At 63.6% G+C, this 20,262-nt stretch carries 15 protein-coding genes and 1 pseudogene; 9 read left to right on the top strand and 7 right to left on the bottom strand.

Annotation, left to right across the window (positions count from 1 at the left end):
- Positions 1-154: 154 nt before the first annotated feature.
- From uraH to xdhC, 4 genes are all read left to right on the top strand, one after another.
- Positions 155-529, top strand: a complete 375-nt coding sequence (uraH, locus tag NLY33_RS03365) for a hydroxyisourate hydrolase (protein ID WP_023683492.1) — start codon at positions 155-157, stop codon at positions 527-529.
- A 3-nt stretch (positions 530-532) separates the two neighbouring features.
- Positions 533-2,014: a xanthine dehydrogenase small subunit gene (gene xdhA / locus NLY33_RS03370; RefSeq protein WP_023703643.1), complete on the top strand. Its 1,482-nt coding sequence runs from the start codon at positions 533-535 to the stop codon at positions 2,012-2,014.
- Positions 2,014-4,380 carry a xanthine dehydrogenase molybdopterin binding subunit gene (gene xdhB / locus NLY33_RS03375; RefSeq protein WP_023694732.1) on the top strand — a complete coding sequence of 789 codons (2,367 nt, stop codon included), beginning with the start codon at positions 2,014-2,016 and terminating at the stop codon, positions 4,378-4,380. Before xdhA ends, xdhB begins: the two co-directional genes overlap by 1 nt.
- 74 nt (positions 4,381-4,454) lie before the next feature.
- Positions 4,455-5,477, top strand: coding sequence for a xanthine dehydrogenase accessory protein XdhC (gene xdhC / locus NLY33_RS03380; protein ID WP_023709629.1), 1,023 nt, complete (start codon positions 4,455-4,457; stop codon positions 5,475-5,477).
- Here the strand turns inward: xdhC and NLY33_RS03385 are convergent.
- The 3 genes and pseudogenes from NLY33_RS03385 to NLY33_RS03395 form a co-directional block, all read right to left on the bottom strand.
- Positions 5,474-6,732: pseudogene (locus NLY33_RS03385) on the bottom strand (LLM class flavin-dependent oxidoreductase). The gene xdhC and the pseudogene NLY33_RS03385 sit on opposite strands and share 4 nt — an antisense overlap.
- Positions 6,729-7,670, bottom strand: a complete 942-nt coding sequence (locus NLY33_RS03390) for an LLM class flavin-dependent oxidoreductase (protein ID WP_023703647.1) — start codon at positions 7,668-7,670, stop codon at positions 6,729-6,731. The pseudogene NLY33_RS03385 and the gene NLY33_RS03390 overlap by 4 nt, the downstream one beginning before the upstream one ends.
- A 107-nt stretch (positions 7,671-7,777) precedes the next feature.
- Positions 7,778-8,698, bottom strand: a complete 921-nt coding sequence (locus tag NLY33_RS03395) for a LysR family transcriptional regulator (RefSeq protein WP_023703648.1) — start codon at positions 8,696-8,698, stop codon at positions 7,778-7,780.
- A 135-nt stretch (positions 8,699-8,833) separates the two neighbouring features.
- Here NLY33_RS03395 and NLY33_RS03400 point away from each other — a divergent pair, with 135 nt between their 5' ends.
- The 4 genes from NLY33_RS03400 (at position 8,834) to NLY33_RS03415 (ending at position 13,637) form a co-directional block, all read left to right on the top strand.
- Entirely contained in the window at positions 8,834-10,051 is a 1,218-nt protein-coding gene (locus tag NLY33_RS03400; protein WP_023703649.1) for a urate hydroxylase PuuD, read from the top strand.
- 2 nt (positions 10,052-10,053) lie between these two features.
- A complete protein-coding gene (gene guaD / locus NLY33_RS03405; RefSeq protein ID WP_023703650.1) occupies positions 10,054-11,370 on the top strand; it encodes a guanine deaminase in 1,317 nt (438 codons plus the stop codon).
- A 311-nt stretch (positions 11,371-11,681) separates the two neighbouring features.
- The gene (locus tag NLY33_RS03410; RefSeq protein WP_023703651.1) at positions 11,682-12,188 is read left to right on the top strand and encodes a heme-degrading domain-containing protein; all 507 of its coding nucleotides are present in this window, start codon (positions 11,682-11,684) and stop codon (positions 12,186-12,188) included.
- Positions 12,189-12,356: 168 nt separating this feature from the next.
- Entirely contained in the window at positions 12,357-13,637 is a 1,281-nt protein-coding gene (locus NLY33_RS03415; protein WP_023703652.1) for a glycerate kinase type-2 family protein, read from the top strand.
- A gap of 276 nt (positions 13,638-13,913) precedes the next feature.
- Here NLY33_RS03415 and NLY33_RS03420 read toward each other — a convergent pair whose 3' ends face one another.
- The 4 genes from NLY33_RS03420 to NLY33_RS03435 all read right to left on the bottom strand — a co-directional run bounded on the left by NLY33_RS03420 (position 13,914) and on the right by NLY33_RS03435 (position 19,653).
- Positions 13,914-15,380, bottom strand: a complete 1,467-nt coding sequence (locus NLY33_RS03420; protein ID WP_023703653.1) for a UdgX family uracil-DNA binding protein — start codon at positions 15,378-15,380, stop codon at positions 13,914-13,916.
- Positions 15,381-15,382: 2 nt separating this feature from the next.
- Complete coding sequence (locus NLY33_RS03425; protein ID WP_023707780.1) at positions 15,383-16,618, bottom strand: putative DNA modification/repair radical SAM protein; 1,236 nt, start codon at positions 16,616-16,618, stop codon at positions 15,383-15,385.
- A 231-nt stretch (positions 16,619-16,849) separates the two neighbouring features.
- Positions 16,850-18,235, bottom strand: a complete 1,386-nt coding sequence (locus tag NLY33_RS03430) for a glutamine synthetase family protein (RefSeq protein ID WP_023683505.1) — start codon at positions 18,233-18,235, stop codon at positions 16,850-16,852.
- Between the two features lie 35 nt (positions 18,236-18,270).
- Positions 18,271-19,653: an aspartate aminotransferase family protein gene (locus tag NLY33_RS03435; RefSeq protein WP_023707779.1), complete on the bottom strand. Its 1,383-nt coding sequence runs from the start codon at positions 19,651-19,653 to the stop codon at positions 18,271-18,273.
- Positions 19,654-19,808: 155 nt separating this feature from the next.
- Between NLY33_RS03435 and NLY33_RS03440 the strand changes: the two genes are divergently transcribed.
- Positions 19,809-20,261, top strand: a complete 453-nt coding sequence (locus tag NLY33_RS03440; RefSeq protein WP_023707778.1) for a hypothetical protein — start codon at positions 19,809-19,811, stop codon at positions 20,259-20,261.
- Position 20,262 lies beyond the last annotated feature (1 nt).

A 20,262-nucleotide genomic window follows, 5' to 3' on the forward strand; every position in this document is an offset into this window, starting at 1 on the left:
TGTGATCAGGATAGTCGAAAGGGTTGCTCGCGCATTCCCCCGAAATTTTTGAAAGTGTTTTTGTGCCACTCCGCTCGACCGGGACTTATGCATCGCCTTTAATTGGCGCACAATTCACTGCTTTGTTCGGCTGTATCGGAAATGGGAGGCGCCAGTGGCAGAAACGTCGAGAGCCGATGGCGGACGTCTGACGACGCATGTGCTCGACACCGCGACCGGCAAGCCGGCGGCGGGCCTGTCGATCGCGCTTTATCATCTTGAGAGCGACGCGCGGATACATTTGAAGACCATCGTCACAAATGCCGACGGCCGCTGCGATGCGCCGCTGCTGGCAGGAGCGGAATTTCGCCTCGGCGAATACGAACTGGTGTTCGCCGCCGGTGACTATCTACGCGGCCAGGGCACCAAACTGCCGGAACCGGCCTTCCTCGACAGTGTGCCGATCCGCTTCGGCATGGCGGAATCCGTGCATTATCACGTGCCGTTGCTTATCTCTCCTTACGGCTACTCGACCTACAGGGGGAGCTGACGCATGGCCAAGATCACACTACGCAACGAGATCCGCTTCATCCTCAATGGCAGGGATGTCGCGCTGTCGTCGGTGGCGCCCGACGCGACCTTGCTCGACTGGCTGCGGCTCGACCGCTCGCTGCGCGGCACCAAGGAAGGCTGCGCCGAGGGCGATTGCGGCGCCTGCACGGTCCTGGTCGGAAAATTGTCCGCCGGCAAGCTGGTTTATGAAAGCGTCAACGCCTGCATCCGTTTCCTCGGTTCGCTCGACGGCACCCATGTCGTCACCGTCGAGCATCTGCGCGGCGCGCCTGGCCAATTGCATCCGGTGCAGCAGGCGATGGTCGATTTCCACGCTTCGCAATGCGGCTTCTGCACGCCGGGCTTCGTCATGTCGCTCTACGGCCTGTGGATGAAGTCGCCGGACCCGTCGAATGCGGCGATCGAGAAGGCCTTGCAAGGCAATCTTTGCCGCTGCACCGGCTATGAGGCAATCATGCGCGCCGCGCGTGCCATCTCCAGCTACGGCAAGGCGGCGAAGGATCCGCTGGCGGCCGAGCGCAAGGCGATCACCGCCAAGCTCGAGGCTATGCATGACGGTGCCCGCGTCGAAATCGGCGCCGGCAAGCAGCGGCTGGTTGTGCCGGCTGACGTCGACGATTTCGCCGCTGTACTGGACAAGGAGCCCGGCGCCACTGTTGTCGCCGGCTCGACCGACGTCGGCCTATGGGTCACCAAGCACATGCGCGACATCTCACCGGTAGTCTTCATCGGCAATCTCGAGGGGCTGTGCGCGATCTCCGAAGACAATGACGTCATCACCATCGGCGCCGGCGTCACCTACACCGACGCCTTCGCGACACTGGCCAAGCGCATCCCCGCGCTCGGGCCATTGTTCGACCGCATCGGCGGCGAACAGGTACGAAACATGGGCACCATCGGCGGCAACATCGCCAATGGCTCGCCGATCGGCGACACGCCGCCGCCCCTGATCGCGCTTGGTGCGCAACTGACGCTGCGCCGCGGCAAGAAGCGGCGCACCATCGCGCTCGAGGATTTCTTCATCGCCTATGGCAAGCAGGACCGGCAGCCAGGCGAATTCGTCGAGGCCGTGCACGTTCCCGTGCCGGCCAAGGGCACGAAGTTTGCCGTCTACAAGATCACCAAGCGCCGCGACGAGGACATCACCGCAGCCCTTGGCGCCTTTTTCCTCGACCTGGCCAAGGACGGAACCGTGGCCGATATATGCATCGCCTATGGCGGCATGGCGGCCACCCCGAAGCGGGCTTTCGGTGTCGAAAAAGCGCTGCTCGGCAAGCCGTGGACGGAGACAACGGTGGAAGCGGCCATGGCTGAATATGCCGGCGATTTCACCCCGCTGACCGATATGCGGGCATCGGCCGAATACCGGGCGCTGGCGGCCAGGAACCTGCTGCTGCGCTTTTTTGCCGAAACCAGCGGCAGCAAGGCGCCGTTCCAGGTGTCCCGCAACGAGGCGGCCTGATGAACAAGCACGCCTCTCCAGATCTCAAGGCGCAGAAGATTTCCGGTGGCGTCGCCGCCGACCAGCGCCACGATTCCGCGCACAAGCATGTCAGCGGCAGCGCGGTCTATATCGACGATATGCCGGAACCGGCGGGCATGCTGCATGGCTGCCTCGGCCTGTCCACGGCGACGCATGCGACGATCAGCAAAATGGATCTGTCGGCGGTGCGCGCGGCGCCGGGCGTCGTCGATGTGCTGACGGCCAAGGACGTTCCGGGCGAAAATGACATTTCGCCGACCGGTCGACACGACGAGCCGGTGCTGGCCGACGACAAGGTGCAGTTTTATGGTCAGCCGATCTTCTGCGTTATTGCCAAGACGCGCGAACAGGCGCGCCGCGCCACCCGGCTGGCCAAGGTCGAATACAGTCCATTGCCTTTCGTCACCGACATTGGCGACCTCGACCCCCGCAAGGACAAGCTGGTCACGCCGCCACTGACCTTGAAGCGCGGCGATGCCGCCGCCGCGATCAAGGCGGCGCCGCGCCGGCTGAAGGGCAAGATGCGCATTGGCGGCCAGGAGCATTTCTATCTGGAAGGCCATATCGCCGTGGCCATTCCCGGCGAGGACCAGGACGTCACCATCTATTCCTCGACCCAGCATCCGAGCGAAGTGCAGCATATGGTCAGCCATGCGCTGGGCGTGCCGAGCAACGCCATCACAGTGGAAATCCGCCGCATGGGTGGCGGCTTCGGCGGGAAGGAGACGCAAGGCAACCAGTTTGCGGCATTGGCTGCGATCGCCGCCAAGAAACACCATCGCGCGGTAAAAATCCGGCCCGACCGCGACGACGACATGATCGCCACCGGCAAGCGCCATGATTTCCTTGTCGACTACGACGTTGGCTTCGACGACGACGGCAACATTTTAGGCGTCGATTTCATGTTCGCGGCGCGTTGCGGCTTTTCCTCGGACCTGTCCGGACCGGTCACCGACCGCGCGCTGTTCCATTGCGACAACACCTATTTCTGGCCGGCGGTGCATGCGCAATCGGCGCCGCTTTACACCAACACCGTGTCGAACACGGCGTTTCGCGGCTTCGGCGGCCCGCAGGGCATGGTCGGCGCCGAACGGGTCATCGACGAGGTTGCCTTTGCCGTCGGCAAGGACCCGCTCGAAATCCGCAAGCAGAATTTTTATGGCACCAGTGGTGATAAAGACGGGGGCCGCAACGTCACCCCTTATCACCAGACGGTCGAGGACAACATCATCCACCGCATCGTCGCCGAGCTGGAGGCGAGCGCCGACTATGCGGGGCGCCGCCGCATCATCCAGGCCTTCAACGCCAACAGCCGCTTCATCAAGCGCGGCCTGGCGCTGACGCCGGTCAAATTCGGCATCTCTTTCACAGCCACCCACTACAACCAGGCCGGCGCGCTGGTGCATGTCTACACAGACGGTTCGGTGCATCTGAATCACGGCGGCACCGAGATGGGGCAAGGCCTCTACGTCAAGGTGGCGCAGGTGGTGGCGGAAGAGTTCCAGATCGACCTCGACCAGGTCAAGATCACCGCGACGACCACCGGCAAGGTGCCCAACACTTCGGCCACCGCGGCGTCGTCCGGCACCGACCTCAACGGCATGGCGGCGCAGAACGGCGCCCGCCAGATCAAGGAACGGCTGACCGACTTCGCCGCCGAAAAATACCAGGTGCCGCGCGAGCAGGTGCTTTTCCTGCCCAACCGGGTGCGCATCGGCAACCAGGAGATCGCCTTCACCGACCTTGTCAAGCAGGCCTATATGGCCCGCATCCAACTGTCGGCGGCGGGTTTTTACAAGACTCCGAAAATCCACTGGAACCGTGACAAGGGCGAGGGCCGTCCGTTCTATTATTTCGCCTATGGCGCCTCGTGCTCGGAAGTCTCGGTCGACACGCTGACCGGCGAATATGTCGTCGAGCGCACCGACATATTGCATGAAACCGGCCGCTCGCTGAACCGCGCCATCGATCTCGGCCAGATCGAGGGCGGCTTCATCCAGGGCATGGGCTGGCTGACGACGGAGGAGCTGTGGTGGGACGACAAGGGCCGGCTGCGCACGCATGCGCCGTCGACCTATAAGATCCCGCTCGCGTCCGACCGGCCGAAGATATTCAACGTCACGCTGGCCGACTGGCCGGAGGCCAACGAGCCGACGGTGCACCGTTCCAAGGCGGTCGGCGAACCGCCCTTCCCGCTCGGCATGTCTGTGCTGCATGCGCTGTCGGACGCGGTGGCAAGTGTGGCCGATCATAAGGTCTGTCCGCGTCTCGACGCTCCTGCAACACCAGAACGGGTGCTGATGGCGATCGAACGGCTGAAGGGTGAAGCCAAGAATAGCGCCTGACTCTGACCTGGATTCTGGCAAAACGTGCAATTCAGACTGAAAAACCCTATATTTCCCGTACGGGAATGCGAAATATGAAGTCGAAAGTGCAAAGGCTCAGAGCTTTTCTCGCCAGCGCCGGCCGGCTTGCTCTGGTCGAAGTGGCCGGCACCAAAGGCTCGACCCCGCGCGAGAAGGGCGCCTTCATGCTCGTATCGCAGGCGGCGATTTTTGGCACGATCGGCGGCGGTCAGCTCGAGTACATGGCGATCGACAAGGCGAGGCAGATGGTGGGGTCTTCACCCTCCCCCTTGTGGGGAGGGTCGGCCGGCGAAGCCGGCCGGGGTGGGGGTGCGGACGATCGTGCCAAGCCACCCCGTTTCGCTGACGCCGCCACACGGCGTCCGCTCACCGACCCTCCCCACAAGGGGGAGGGTAAAGAAGCCCGCATCGGCTTCGACGAAGTCTGCGCCACGCTTGACGTGCCGCTAGGCCCCGAGATCGGCCAGTGCTGCGGCGGGCGCGTCGAAGTCTTGATCCGTGTCGTCGATGCCGCGCTTACTGCCGAGCTGATCGCGGCCGCAGAAGCCGAGGAAGCCCACCTGCCGCATGTCTATATCTTCGGCGGCGGCCATGTCGGCCGGGCGCTGGCCGCGACGGTAGCACTTCTTCCCGTGCATGGTGTCGTCATCGAGACGCGGGCCGAAGCGCTGGAAGGCATGCCGGAAACCGTCGAGACGCGGCTGACGCCGATGCCCGAGGCCGAGGTGCGAAACGCCCCCGCCGGCACCGCCTTCGCCATCCTCACCCACGACCATGCGCTGGATTTCCTCATCGTCGCCGAAGCGCTGAAGCGCGACGACGCGGCCTATGTCGGCATGATCGGCTCGAAAACCAAGAGAGCGACGTTCAGGAACTGGTTCCTGAAATCGGCGGAGGGCACGGAGGCTGAGTTCGCCCGCCTCGTCTCGCCGATCGGCGGCGATGCGGTCAAGGACAAGCGCCCACCGGTCATAGCTGCGCTGGCCGCGGCCGAGATCATGACGGCGCTGGTCGCGCACGGCGCGGCACCGGCGGTAAGCCAGCAGGCGCGGCAAGGCCAAGAGGTAGCCGGCTAATCTTTTTTATCCGACCGCTTCAGGCCAAGATGATCTCGCAAGGTGCTGCCTTCGTATTCCCGACGGAACAGTCCGCGCCGCTGCAGTTCCGGCACCACCAGCGTGGCAAAGGCATCGAGCTCGCCGGGGAAGTATGACGGCATGACGTTGAAGCCGTCCGCGCCGCCGCCCTCGAACCGCGCCTGCAATTCGTCAGCGATCCGCGCCGGCGTGCCGACGATACGCCAATGGCCACGTGCGCCGGCGAAATGGCGCGCAAGCTGGCGGATCGACAGGCCGTCGCGGCGCGATTGTTGGATGACCAGCGCCTGGCGGCTTTTCATGCCCTCGGTCTCCGGCAGTTCGGGCATCGGTCCGTCGATCGGATAGCTCCCGAGATCGGAGATGCTGAGATAGCTGGACAGTAGCGCCACGCCGACATCGTCGGGGATCAGCGCCTGCAATTCCTCCTGTTTCTCCCGCGCTTCGGCCTCGGTGTCTGCCACCACCGGGGAGACGCCGGGCATGATCTTGATGTCGTCGGGTTCCCGCCCATAGCCCGCCATACGGCCCTTGAGGTCGTCGTAAAAGGCCTTGGCTTCCTCGAGGGTCTGCGCCGCCGTGAACACGACGTCGGCGGTGCGGGCGGCAAGGTCGCGGCCGACATCCGAGGCGCCGGCCTGCACCATCACCGGCGCGCCCTGCGGCGAGCGCGGCAGGTCGAGCGGGTCGCGCACCGAAAAGCTCTGGCCGTTGTGACCGTGAAAGCCACTGCCTTGCCAAAGTCCTGATACCACCTCGGCGAATTCGCGCGCCCGCTCGTAGCGGTCGGCATGGGGTTTCAGGCCCGTCGCGCCGAAATTGGCTGCTTCGATGGGGCTGGCCGACGTCACCAGGTTCCAGCCAGCCCGGCCACCACTCAGATGATCGAGCGACAGAAAGGTGCGCGCCAGACCGTAGGGCTCGTTGTAGCTGGTCGACGCCGTTGAAACGAGGCCGATGCGGCTGGTCTGCACGGCGAGCGCGGACAGCAGGCTGATCGGCTCGAAGCCGATCGAGCGTGAGGTCTGGCTGGCGGTGCCGACATTGGCTTCGCGCAGACCGGCGGCGTCCTCGCAGAACACCATGTCTAACTTCGCCGCCTCCGCCGTGCGCGCCAGCCGGATGTAATGATCGATGTCGATGCCTGCCGTGACATACGCCTTGGGGTGACGCCAGGCGGCGATGTGGTGGCCCGTCGCCCACAGGAGGCGCCAAGCTTCATCTGGCGGGTCATTGCGCTCCTCCGGCAAGTCCGAGATGCGAGCGCAAGGTGGTGCCGGGATAATCCGGGCGGACGAGCCCGCGGCGCTGCAATTCCGGCAGCACGCGGCCGATGAAACCGTCAATCGCGGCAGGCGGTATTGCGATGTTGAACCCGTCGCAGCTTTGCGAGCTGAACAATGTTTCGAGCGCGTTAGCAGCGACATCTGCGCCAACGTTCAGCAGCAGCTTGACCGCACCCGGATCGCGTCCGCAGGCCACAACGCGGCGCTTGAGATCGTCATGGCGCGCCTTGGCGTCCTCTGTGGGTCTGTCCAGCAGGACGACATCGGCGGTGCGGGCGGCGATATCCAGGTCGGCCTCGGACAGGCCGGACAGCACCAGCACCGGCGTATCCTGCGGCGAGCGCGCGACGTTCAGCGGCCCGCGCACGGAGAAAAATTCGCCTTTGTGGTCGAGCAGGTGCATTTTTTCGGGATCGTGGAAGCGGCCGCCGGCCTTGTCGAACAGCAGCGCGCCGGCATCCCAGCCCTGCCACAGGCGCTGAACGATGCCGATGTATTCCTGCGTGCGGCGGCGGAACACATCGTCGGAAAATCCATCCGGCCGGCTGAAATTGGCGGCTTCCCGTGGCGCCTGCGCCATGGTCGCGTGCCAGCCGGCGCGGCCATGGCTGATGATGTCGAGCGAAGCAAAACGGCGCGCCAGATTGTACGGCTGGTGAGCCACCGTCGAGGCTGCAGCGACAAGGCCGATCCGACTTGTCACCGTCGCCAGCGCCGCCACCAAGGTCGTCGCTTCGAAAGAACTCGACCCGGCGCTGTTCGGCGCGGAATCATCGAGGACAATCATGTCCAGCCCCGCCGCTTCCGCTTGCTTGGCAAAGCCGGCCAGGTCGCTGAACCCGAGCGGCTGCCCGGAAGTAATGTTGAGCGAAACGGCAAGATGCATTGTGGCTTGCTGGTCAGTCGGCATGGGACCATCGATCATAGGGCGGCGTATGCGAACCTAAGGTCACCTGCTTGTAAGACAACCCTGGCGACTGGGCCAACAGCCCCTCACTTGCCGGCTAGCAAATCCTTGATCAGCCGCTGGCAACGCTCGGCCATGAAGTCGAGCAACAGCCGCACCTTCGGGTCCTGCAGCTTCTTGTGCGGATAGACGGCGGCGAACTGCACCGGCGTTGGCGGCGTGCTGGCCAGGATGACCTGCAGCCGCCGGTCGCGGATGAAGGGTTCGACCTCGAAGCGCGGCTTGTTGATGATGCCGCGGCCCGACAGCGCCCAGCCGGTCAGCACATCGCCATCGTCGGTGTCGTAGGGGCCGTGCACCTCGAATTTCTGCGGGCCGGACGGCGTCTGCAGCGTCCAGACATATTCGCGCGCCCCGGAATAGCGCAGCATCAGGCAGTCGTGCTTCTTGCCGATCAGCTCCTGTGGCTCCACCGGCTCGCCGCGCGCTTCGAGATATTTCGGTGCCGCCACCAGCACGCGTTCACATTCCATGATGCCGCGCATCCGCAGGCTGGAATCCTCAATGATGCCGAGCTTGAAGGCGACGTCGATGCCTTCCTTCATGATGTCGATATTGTGGTCGGAGAGCCTCAGCCGCACCTCGATATCGGGGTATTTGTCGTGGAAATCCGGAATGCCCGCCGCAACCAGCCGCCGTCCAAGGCCGAGCGGGGCGGTCACCTTGATGGTGCCGCGCGGCTGGCCGGAAAGAGCCGAGACCGCGGCTTCCGCCTCGGTGATCGCCTCCAGCACCTGCTTGGCGCCGGAGTAGAACACCGTGCCATGCTCCGTCGGCATCAATTGCCGTGTGGTGCGGTTGAACAGCCGCACGCCGAGGTGTTTTTCCAGCTCCTTGATGCGGTTGGAGGCGACCGCCGGCGAAATGCGCATGTCGCGGCCCGCCGCCGAGAGATTACCAAGCTCGACGACGCGGACGAAGACGGCGATGTTGTCGAGATAGGCCATTCGTGGCTCTTTATGTGGCGGCGTACGTGGTCAGCCTAGTATTTTCCATTTTTTTTTGAAAGTCATCGTACACCTCGCCTCTTTTCGTTTGCGCCCCACACCGTAAAGTCAGCCGAACGGCAGGGACGATTTCACATGATGGATTTCGCGATTTTCTGGGACTGGCTGAGTTTCGCCGTGCGCTGGCTGCACGTCGTCACCGGCATCGCCTGGATCGGCTCGTCCTTCTATTTCGTCGCGCTCGACCTTGGCCTGCGCCAGCGCCCCGGCATGCCGGTCGGCGCATTCGGCGAGGAATGGCAGGTGCATGGCGGCGGCTTCTACCACGTCCAGAAATATCTGGTGGCGCCGGCCGAAATGCCGGAACACCTGACCTGGTTCAAATGGGAATCCTACGCCACCTGGCTGTCCGGCTTCGCCATGCTGTGCGTGGTCTACTATGCCGGCGCCGACCTGTTCCTGATCGACCCCAATGTTCTGTCCATGTCGGTTCCCGTGGGCATCCTGCTGTCGATGGCGACGATCGGCGTCGGCTGGGTTGTCTACGATCTGCTCTGCCGGTCGCCGCTCGGCAAAAGTGACACCGGACTGATGCTGGTGCTCTATGGCGTGCTGGTGTTCATCGCCTGGGGGCTGACGCATCTGTTCACCGGCCGCGCCGCTTTCCTGCATCTCGGTGCCATCACCGCCACGATCATGTCGGCCAATGTCTTCATGGTGATTATTCCAAACCAGAAGATCGTCGTCGCCGACCTGATTGCCGGCCGCAAGCCCGACCCGAAATACGGCAAGATCGCCAAGCAGCGCTCGCTGCACAACAATTACCTGACGCTGCCCGTGCTGTTCCTGATGCTGTCGAACCACTATCCGCTGGCGTTTGCGACGGAGTTCAACTGGGTCATCGCCTCGCTGGTGTTCATCATCGGCGTCTTGATCCGGCACTATTTCAACACCGTGCATAAGCGTGCCGGCAACCCGCACTGGACCTGGATGGCGGCTGCGGTGCTGTTCGTCATCATCATGTGGCTGTCGACAGCGCCGAAAATACTGACCGGCGAGCTCAAGGCATCCGCCGCGGCCGAAGTCTATATCGCCTCGTCGCATTTCCCGGCGGTGCGCGACACCGTGCTTGGCCGCTGCTCGATGTGCCATACGGCCGAGCCGGTCTATGAAGGCATCTACCATGCGCCGAAGGGCGTGATGCTCGACACCGACGCCGGCATTGCCGAGCATGCGCGTGAAATCTATTTGCAGGCCGGGCGCAGCCACGCCATGCCGCCCGCCAACGTCACCCAGATCAGCGACAAGGAACGGGCGCTGCTGGTCGCCTGGTTCGAAGGCGCAGGGAAATAGGGATGACCTCCACACTTCTGCGCGGCCGCACCCTAAGTTTTTTGCGCTGGCCCGAAGCCATCGACGACCATGCCGCCTGGCGCTATGAGGAGGATGGCGGCCTGCTGATCCGCGACGGCCGGATCGTTGCCGCAGGCAGCTACACGGAAGTCGAAAAGCAAGCGGGCGACGGTGCGAAAAAGATCGATCATCGGCCGCATCTGCTGCTGCCCGGCTTCATCGATGCGCATGCGCATTTTCCGCAGATGCAGGTCATTGCCTCCTACGGCGCCGAACTGCTCGACTGGCTGAACACCTACACCTTTCCCGAAGAGACCAAATTCGCCAACGCTCAGCATGGCCGCCGCATCGCCCGGCTGTTCCTGGACGAGATGGTGCGCCACGGCACGACGACGGTCGCCGCCTACTGCTCGGTGCACAAGGCGTCTGCCGAAGCGTTCTTTGCCGAATCGCATGCGCGCGGCATGCTCAACATTGCCGGCAAGGTGATGATGGATCGAAACGCGCCGGCAGGCGTGCTCGACACGCCGCAATCCGGCTATGACGATACGAAGGCACTGATTGCGGAATGGCACGGCAAGGGCCGCCAGCTTTATGCGATCACGCCGCGCTTCGCCATCACCTCTTCGCCCGAACAGTTGGAGATGTCGGGCGCGCTCTGCCGCGAAAACCCCGACCTGCACATGCAGACGCATCTGTCGGAAAACCACGCCGAAATCGCCTTCACGCAAAAACTCTATCCGCAGGCGCGCGACTACACCGATGTCTACGAGCAGTATGGCCTGCTGGGGCCAAAGAGCCTGTTCGGCCACTGCATCCATCTCTTGGAACGCGAGGCCGATGCGCTGTCGGACAGCGGCTCGGTGGCGGTGTTCTGCCCGACCTCGAACCTGTTCCTCGGCTCCGGCCTGTTCGACTACCAGCGCTTTCGTCGCCGCGACAAGCCGCTCAGGATCGCTGCCGCCACCGATGTCGGCGGCGGCACCAACTATTCGATGCTGCGCACCATGGACGAGGGCTACAAGGTGATTGCGCTGAATGGCGAAAAGCTGAACCCGTTCCAGTCCTTCTGGCAGATAACGCGTGGCAATGCCGAGGCGCTGTCTGTGGCGGACAAGGTCGGCACGCTGGATGAAGGCACCGACGCGGACATCACCGTGCTCGACGCCCGCGCCACGCCGGCGATGCGGCTGAGGATGGAGACTGTCGGGACGCTGGCGGAGGAGCTGTTCCTGCTGCAGACATTGGGCGACGACCGCGCGGTGCGCGAGGTCTATGTTGCGGGGCGGCCGGCCAAGATCGATATGATCGTGGGGTAGGACCCATCATCCGCGCGGGACAAGATGATGATTGCGCCTGGTTGCCAAGTGGTTCCCCCACTCCGTCGCCGCTTCGCGGCGCCACCTCTCCCCCCTCCGGAGGGAGAGGAAGGGAGCCTTTGCTTCGGAGGACGGGCGCCGGTTCGGACAGCTTGGCGCCCTTCCTCTACCCTGTTGATCGGGGGAGAGGTGTCGAGAGAAGCTCGACGGAGTGGGGGTCGACCCTGGCGGGGCAAGACCACCACCGCGACGAGACCTTGACCGGGCGGAGCTTGTCGTACACACGATTTGTGACGATTTCGGAGAACAAAATGGCCGCCGCGGACGACATCGCTCTGATCCAGAAACAGGAAGAGACGCTGGTCTTCCCGGCCTTCGACGAGGCCGTCGCCTTCAAGGTCGGCGCGGCGATCCGAGAGCGGGCGCTGGCCGAAAAGCTGCCCATCATTGTCGATATCAGGCTGTGGGATCGGCCGCTATTCTATGCCGCGCTGCCGGGTTCGAACGCCTCCAACCCCGATTGGGCTCGACGCAAGATCAATGTGGTCAAGCGCTACCTCAGGAGCACCTATCGCCTGGTGCTGGAACAGCAGCGACCGGACCGCACCTTCAAGGTCGGCGAGGGGCTGGATATTGCTGATTACGTACTGGCCGGCGGCGGGTTTCCGGTGACTGTAAAGGGGGCTGGCGTGATCGGCGTCATCGCCGTCTCCGGCCTGCCGGAACGCCAGGACCACGGCGTCGTCGTCGATGCACTGTGCGATCATCTCGGCGTTGATCGGACACAATTGGCGCTGCCGCCGGAAGATAAATCGTGACGCTAGCGCTGCCCCTCATCCGCCTGCCGGCACCTTCTCCCCGTATAGTGACGGGGAGAAAGGACAAGCTCGAGCGCTGGCGATCCCCTCTCCCCGTCTTTCACGGGGTGAGGGTGAGGGGCAGCGCCAACGTTTGCTCATTTTGAAAACCGCCAGTTACGGCCAAGGATAACCGTGCTCGATCCCAAATCCTTTCTCATCTCGATCTTCAATGCCGCTGTTGCCGCTGCCGATCCTGAACGGACCATCAGGGATCATCTGCCGGCCAGGCCCAAGGGCCGTACCATTGTCATTGGCGCCGGCAAGGGCTCGGCGCACATGGCGGCCGCGTTCGAGAAGGTGTGGGATGGCCCAATCGAAGGGCTGGTCGTCACCCGCTACGGCTATGGCGCCAGATGCGAGCGCATCGAAATCATCGAGGCGGCACATCCGGTACCGGACGCTGCCGGTCTTGAGGCGTCGCGGCGCCTGCTCGAAAAGGTGCAAGGGCTGACTGCGGACGACCTGGTAGTGGCGCTGATATCGGGCGGAGGATCGGCGCTGCTGCCGTCGCCTGCCGCCGGCCTGACGCTCGCCGACGAAATCGCCGTCAACGAGGCGCTGCTTGCCTCCGGCGCGCCGATCGCGGCGATGAACACAATCCGCAAGCATCTCTCGACCATCAAGGGCGGCCGGCTGGCAGCTGCCGCCTGGCCGGCCAAACTGGTATCACTGGTTGTCTCTGACATTCCCGGCGACAACCCGGCGCTGGTGGCCTCCGGCCCGACCGTGCCCGACTCCGGCAACCGCGCCGATGCGCTGGCCTCGATAGCGGCCTACGGCATGAAACTGCCCGACGCCGTCATGGCGCACATCAACTCGCCAGAGGCCGATGCGCCAGATCCGGATGACCAGCGCTTTTCACGCAATGAAGTGCACCTGATCGCCTCGGCTGGCGTGTCGCTGGAAGCGGCAGCCGCTGAGGCAAAACGGCAGGGCATCGAAGCCGTCATCCTCTCCGATTCCATCGAGGGCGAGGCGCGCGAGGTCGGTGGCGTGCATGCAGCCATTGCGCGCGAAGTGGCGACGCGCAACCGGCCGTTCAAAAAGCCGGTGCTGATCCTGTCCGGCGGCGAGACGACCGTGACCTTGCGGGCCCCTGTTGACGGAAAAAGGGGCAAGGGCGGCCGCAACTCCGAATTCCTGCTCGCCTTTGCCATCGGTATCAGCGGCGCGGAAGGTATTCATGCATTGGCCGCCGATACCGACGGCATCGATGGCTCTGAAGACAATGCCGGCGCCTTTGCCGATGGCTCGACTGTCTCGCGCATGCGTGCCGCCGGCATCGACGCCAAGGCGATGCTGGCCGGCAACAATGCCTGGACGGCGTTCAACGCGATCGGCGATCTGTTCGTGCCGGGGCCGACGGGTACGAATGTGAATGATCTGAGGGCAATCCTAATCAGTTAATTCGGCCGTGGCGGCCGAAGTTTCCAACGTTGGATTCACGACCGTAGGTGATTGGCTGAAGCCACTCAGCTTCGTCATCCGTGGGCGAAGCAGGAGCGAAGCTCCGTCGCGAAGCCCCGGGTCCATTCCGTGATGTTAGCCGTCGAGCGCAGCGGAGCAGAATTCTGCACCGTAGCAGCGTCCAAACGTCGCGGCATGAATCCTCGGGTCTGCGCTGCGTCGCTTCCCTCCTTGGCTCCGCCCGTGGATGACATGTCGCTGAGGCTTTCGCTCATCTCACGACCCCATAAGCCGCTTCACCTCTCTCATATCGCTGAGAAACCGCTCGCGCTCTGCCTCCTTGTCCGCCGGCTCATGAATACGCAGGATGAAGGAAGGATGGATGGTGATGAACACGCGCAAACCGTCCTCGCGCTCGATCACCTGGCCGCGCATTTTCGTCACGGCAATGGCCTTGCCCAGCAGCGACAACGCCGCCGTTGCCCCAAGCGCCACGGCGAGGTCCGGCTTGATCAGCTCAAGCTCCCGGCCGATCCACCAGCGGCAGGCCTGGACTTCACCGGCATTTGGCTTCGAATGGATGCGGCGCTTGCCGCGCGGCTCGAACTTGAAATGCTTGACGGCGTTGGTGACGTAGACTTTTTGCCGGTCGACGCCTGCGTCATCGAGAATTGCATCGAACACTTTGCCCGCTGGCCCGACAAAAGGTTTGCCGGCGAGATCTTCCTGATCGCCCGGTTGTTCGCCGACGAAGACCACTTTGGCATCATCCGGCCCCTCGCCGAACACGGTCTGTGTCGCGTCGCGCCACAACGGGCAGCGGCGGCAGCCTTTCGCGGCTTCGCGTAGCTCGGAAATGGTGTTGGCGTCATCGTCCGGCGCCTCGGCCGGCTCGCGCTTCGGCCAATGTTTCGCCTGCAGCTTGGCGTGGTGCGGCGCCGGCATTGTCGGCAGTCTGGCAATCATATCCCTGGCGGCCTCGTCCGCTCCTGCGATCAGATCTGGAATGAGCGAGGCCTCGGGAAGGTTCCGCCAATATTTCTTCGGCATCTCCTTCTGCATCGCCTTCACCTTGAGCCGCGCCGGGTTGAAGATGTTCTGGAAATAGGTCAGCCACAACGCCTCGGTGTCGTCCTGATCGGGTGCATCGCCCTTGGCCGCACCCGGGCCGATCGCCAGCCTTTCGCCATTCCAGTCGGCGGAGGCATAGGGCGTCAGGACGGTCCAGCGCATGCCGGTGAACCGCCGGACGAAGAAATCCGCGTTGCGCTCGACAATGAAATGCTCCGGCTCGAACCAGGCGACGTAGCGCTCGTCCTCGCCGTAGCCGATCTTCCGGAAGCGTACGAAGGCATGCATCTTATGGCTGTCGCGCCGCACCGCCTTTTCCATGGCTTCGAGCCGCCTGGTGTCGGGATCGGATGCGATCGCCAGCAGTTTCGGCTCGGTGCGCAGGCGACAAAGCATCCAGTAGAGAAAGGCAAACCGGCCGGGGTCGGAGTGGCAGAAGGCGGTTTCGGCATGGGCGATGAACTCGCGCGGGACGGTAAGCTGCGCGCCCTCTGGCACCGCCGGCAAGGCATCTCGAGGATCATTGGCGTCGGACCCGACACCCCAACTAATATCCTCAGGCCGGACCTCATTCAGCGTCAGACGCCGTGCCGCATCGCGCCAACCGGCGAAATCGGTCTGGCTCGCTAGCCGGACAGTGTATCGGGCAAGGTCGAGCTGGGCCGGCTGCATGGTCAAAACAGCGACAGTTGTTCGCAGGACTTTACGATCGTATCGCGCAGGCCTGTCTTGTCGGTGAGTCCGCCCGGCGACCAGCCTTCGGCGATGATGAAGGGCCTCAGCTTGGCGATCGAATGGCAGATCCGTCCGACATCTTCCAGCCGCATACGTCGGTGGCGGCGGGTTTCAAGGATCTTCGCCACCACCTTGGTGCCCAGACCCGGAACCCGCAGCAGCGCTTCCCGATCGGCGCGGTTGATGTCGACGGGAAACCTCGCCCGATTGCGCAAAGCCCAGGCGAGCTTGGGGTCAATGGCGAGATCGAGCATGCCGTCGCTGCTGCCGGCGAGGATTTCCGGCTGCGAAAAGCCGTAGAAGCGCATCAGCCAGTCGGCCTGATAGAGCCGGTGCTCGCGCATCAGCGGCGGTTTCTGGAGCGGCAGCGACGATGACGAATCCGGGATCGGGCTGAAGGCGGAGTAATAGACGCGCCGCAGATGGTAGCTGCCATAGAGCCGCGCACTGGAGTGCAAGATACCGTCGTCGGATGTCTTGTCGGCGCCGACGATCATCTGCGTCGACTGACCTCCGGGCGCAAAGCGTTCGCGCTTCTTGGTCCGCAACGTCGGCTCGGCCTTTTCCTCCATCTTCCGGCGCAGGTTCGCCATGGAAAGCCGGATCGTTTGCGGCTTCTTCTCCGGCGCCAGTTTCTTCACGCCCTCATCGGTCGGCAGTTCGACATTGATAGACAGCCGGTCGGCGTAGAGCCCGGCCTGCTCGACCAGTTCGGCCGAGCTTTCCGGAATGGTCTTCAGATGAATATAGCCGGAGAATTTTTCGTCCAGCCGCAGCCGCCGCGCCACCTCCACCATCTCGGCCATGGTCTCGTCCGGGGAGCGGATGACTCCTGAGGACAGGAAGAGGCCCTCGATGTAGTTGCGCCGATAAAAGTCCATGGTCAGCTTCACCACCTCGTCGATGCTAAAGCGGGCGCGGCGCACATTCGATGACGAGCGGTTCATGCAGTAGCTGCAATCGTAAATGCAGAAATTGGTGAGCAGGATTTTCAGGAGCGAAATGCAGCGGCCATCCGGCGCGTAGGAATGGCAGATGCCCATGCCTTCTGTGGAGCCGATACCGCCGGATTGGAGCGAATCCTTCTTCGCCGAGCCGGACGAAGCACAGGAGGCGTCGTATTTGGCGGCGTCAGACAGGATTGCCAGCTTTTCACGGACGGTGGGCGCGCTCATCCGTTCATGATATGTTCTTGAAGGCTGCAGCGCCACCTCATTTGATGCAGGCGGCGAAAAAGTGATCGCCGCCCGCCGTCAGGGCAATCAGAGACCGTTTCGAAATTCGCTCTGGCGAGTCATATGGTGGTGGTTTCGAGAACCGAAGCGCAGCGGACATTTGGTCCGTGAGCATCGGAAGCGCAGAAACCACCATCGATGGCCGCCGGAGTAGAATTTCGAAACGGTCTCTCAGACCTCGTGCAGGTAGAGGTGGTAGTCCAGCTCGCTCACCGTACGCGCGACGCGCAGATACTCCGACTGCTTGATCGCCACGAAGGTGCGATGCAGATCCTCGCCAAGCGCCTCTTTCAGGAAGCTCGAGGCGCGCGCCGCCTCGATCGCGGCGCGCCAGTCGACCGGCATGGTCGTGCGCGTGACAGCGGCTTCATAGCCATTCCCAGTGGTTTCAGGGCCGGGGTCGAGGCCTTCGTCCAGACCCTTGATGATGCCGGCCAGCACCGTTGCCGCGATCAGGTAGGGATTGGCGTCGACGCCCGACGGCCGGTGCTCGATGCGCCGGTTCTTGGCGTCGCCGGCCGGCACGCGCAGCGCCACCGAACGGTTGTTGACGCCCCAGGTCGGCGCCACCGGCGCATAGGACTGCGAGACGAAGCGCCGCCAGGAATTGGCGTGCGGCGCAAACACCAGCATCGATTCGGCCATGGTCTGGATCAGCCCGCCGAGCCCCTGCAGCAGCGGCAGCGACCAGCTTTCGCCGCCGGCTTCGGCAAAAACGTTGCGGCCGTTCTTGTCCTGCAGCGAAACATGGAAATGCATGCCGGAGCCGGCATATTTTTCGATCGGCTTGGCCATGAAGCAGGCGGTAACACCATGGCGGCGCGCCTGCGCCCGCACCAGCCGCTTCAACATGACGAGGTCGTCGGCCGCCCGCATGACATCCTTGCGGTAGTTCAGCGTCAGCTCGTACTGGCCGGGCGCGTATTCGGAAATCACCGTTTCGGCCGGAATGCCTTGCGCCTTAGCCGCGGCATAGATGTCGGAAAACAGCGGCTCCATGCCGTGCAGATGGTCGACGGAATAGACTTCCGTCTTGGCCGAGCGGCGGCCGTCGAGCACGGCATCCGCCGGTTTCACCTTGCCATCGGCATCGCGCTCATTGGCCAGCAGGAAAAATTCGAGTTCGAAGGCGCCGGCGGGATAGAGGCCCTTGGCCGCCAAGATGTCGACCTGCCTGGCCAGCGCCAAGCGCGGGTCCGACGACATTGGCTGTCCCTCGAGATGGTACATCGCCATCAGCAACTGGCCGCGCGGCGGGTTCGTGCCGTAAAGCGGCACCAGCGTGCCGGGAATGGGCCATGCCCTGAGATCGCCGTCTCCAGTCGTCCAGATCAGCCCGGTTTCGTGCACATCCTCGCCGGTGATGTCGAGGCCGAGGATCGAGATCGGCATGTGGCGGCCGCCCTCGAAGATGCTTTTCAGCTCATGCCGGCGCACGATCTTGCCGCGGCCGACGCCGTTGGCGTCGGTCAAGACGATATCGAAGGCTTCGATTTCGGGATGGGCGTCGAGAAAGGCTTGCGCCTCGGCGGGCGTCGAGCCCGAAGGTGAAGTCATGATTAGTGTACTCGAGTTTGGCTTGGCAGCTTGTCTCATGCCGTCAGCCTTGCCGCAACCGTGGCGAAGGCGGTGATCAGCCGGTTGACCTGGGCGCCGGTGGTGGCCGGTGAGATCAGCATCATGTTGTGAAAGGGCGCGATCAGCACGCCCTGGTTGACCAGCGCGACATGGATAGCCGCCTCAAGCTCCGGCGCATGGGCAGTCTCGGCTTCGGCGCCGTTCCTGAGCGGGCCAGGGGCGCAGATGAACTCGACGCGGGCGCCGACGCGGGCGACATGCCAGGGCAGATTGTAGCGATCGATGACGCCGGTCAGCCCGGCATCGAGCCGCAGGGCGAGGCGATCCATCCGGGCATAATTCTCCTGCGTCATCACCTCTTCGAGCGTTGCGCGCATGGCTGCGAACTGCAGCGGGTTCGCCGACAGCGTCGTGCCCATGCCGGAATAGCCCGGCTCCTTGGTTCGATTGTAGTCGGCATAGCGCGAGGCGACCTCGTCGCTCATGCCCCACACGCTTGCCGGCACGCCGCCGGCGATCGGCTTGCCCAGCACGAACAGGTCGGGCTGCAGCCCGAATTTCCTGGTGTAGCCGCCGGGTCCAGTCGAAATCGTGTGCGTCTCGTCTATCAGAAGCAGCGTTCCGGCCGCGCGCGTCAGTTTGCGCAAGGCGTCGTGAAAACCCGGATCGGGCAGCACCATGCAGGAATTGGTCAGCACCGGCTCAGCAATGACGCAGGCGACATCCTTGTCCTTGAGCGCTGCTTGCAGCGCGGCGACATCGTTGAATTCAATGACCTTCGCCGTCTTGGTCAGGTCGCGAAACTCACCCGCCAGCCCCGGCCGATTCACGGGCTTGCCGTCGACCATCCGGACCATCGTCTCGTCGACCGAGCCGTGATAGCAGCCGTTGAAGACCAGTATCTTTTCGCGGCCGGTGACGGCGCGGGCGACGCGCAGCGCGAAGCGGTTGGCGTCGGTGGCGGTGGTGGCGATCTGCCAGAACGGCAGACCGAAAAGCTGTGTGAGCAGCGGCCCGATGGCCAGCGCATCTTCCGAAGGCAGCATATAGGTCAGGCCGCGCCCGGCCTGGCGGCGGATGGCGCGCGCCACCGGCGGCGGCGAATGGCCGAACATCGAGCCGGTGTCACCGAGGCAGAAATCGTCCAGCCTGTTGCCGTCGATGTCCGTGATGGCGGCGCCCTTGGCGCTTTCGACCAGGATCGGGAATGGCGTCGGCCAGTCGTTCATCCAGTGCATCGGCACACCGCCGAAGAAGCCTGGCAGGCCGTTACCGACCTTGGCCTGCGATTTCGGCCGCGCCTTGCGGAAGGTGTTCGCCTCGCTTGTCCGCAATGCAGCGATGCGGTCACGGCTGATACCGTCGATGGATGCTTTTGAACTGTTCGTGCTGTGCATGAAATCCCTCTCGGCCGGCACACTACCCAATTGGCGACGGCAACCGCAATTGGCCGTGTTGGTGCCCTGCATTGGGTCAGCAGCAAGTTCGGCAGACTTGACCTTCCGGCGCAGTCGGGCGCCAATGCGATCGGGTCTGTGGTTTGGGGAGAAAAATGCGGACGATCATCTGCGCTATTGCGCTACTCTTGTCGGCCGCTGCGGCTTCCGCATCGGGCGGCGTCTGGTGTTCCGTCGATGACAAAGCGGTGCAATTCGAGGTCGGCGCCGGGGTCACCAGAGGTATGGGCGGCCCGACCTTCAATTTTCGCGGCGATCTCGAGATACTTGGCCGGCCGGAAGGCGACAGTCTGCGCAAGACCGTCTTCGAGGATTCCGACCTCACCCAGTACTGGCTGGACGACAAGGAGTTGCGGCTGAACGTCTACCACGAGCATCAGCTCGGAGATAAATTCAACTCTGTCGAACTGACGATCCTGACCAAGACCAGTGACGAGGGCGTCTTTGACGGCCGGTACACGCTTGCCGTCTACGACAACGCCGCCGACACGGAACAGGACGGCAAGCCGAAAGAATTGACCGGCAAGGTGTCGTGCGGAGCCGAATAGG

The organism is Mesorhizobium sp. C432A, from assembly GCF_030323145.1.
Classification (GTDB): domain Bacteria; phylum Pseudomonadota; class Alphaproteobacteria; order Rhizobiales; family Rhizobiaceae; genus Mesorhizobium.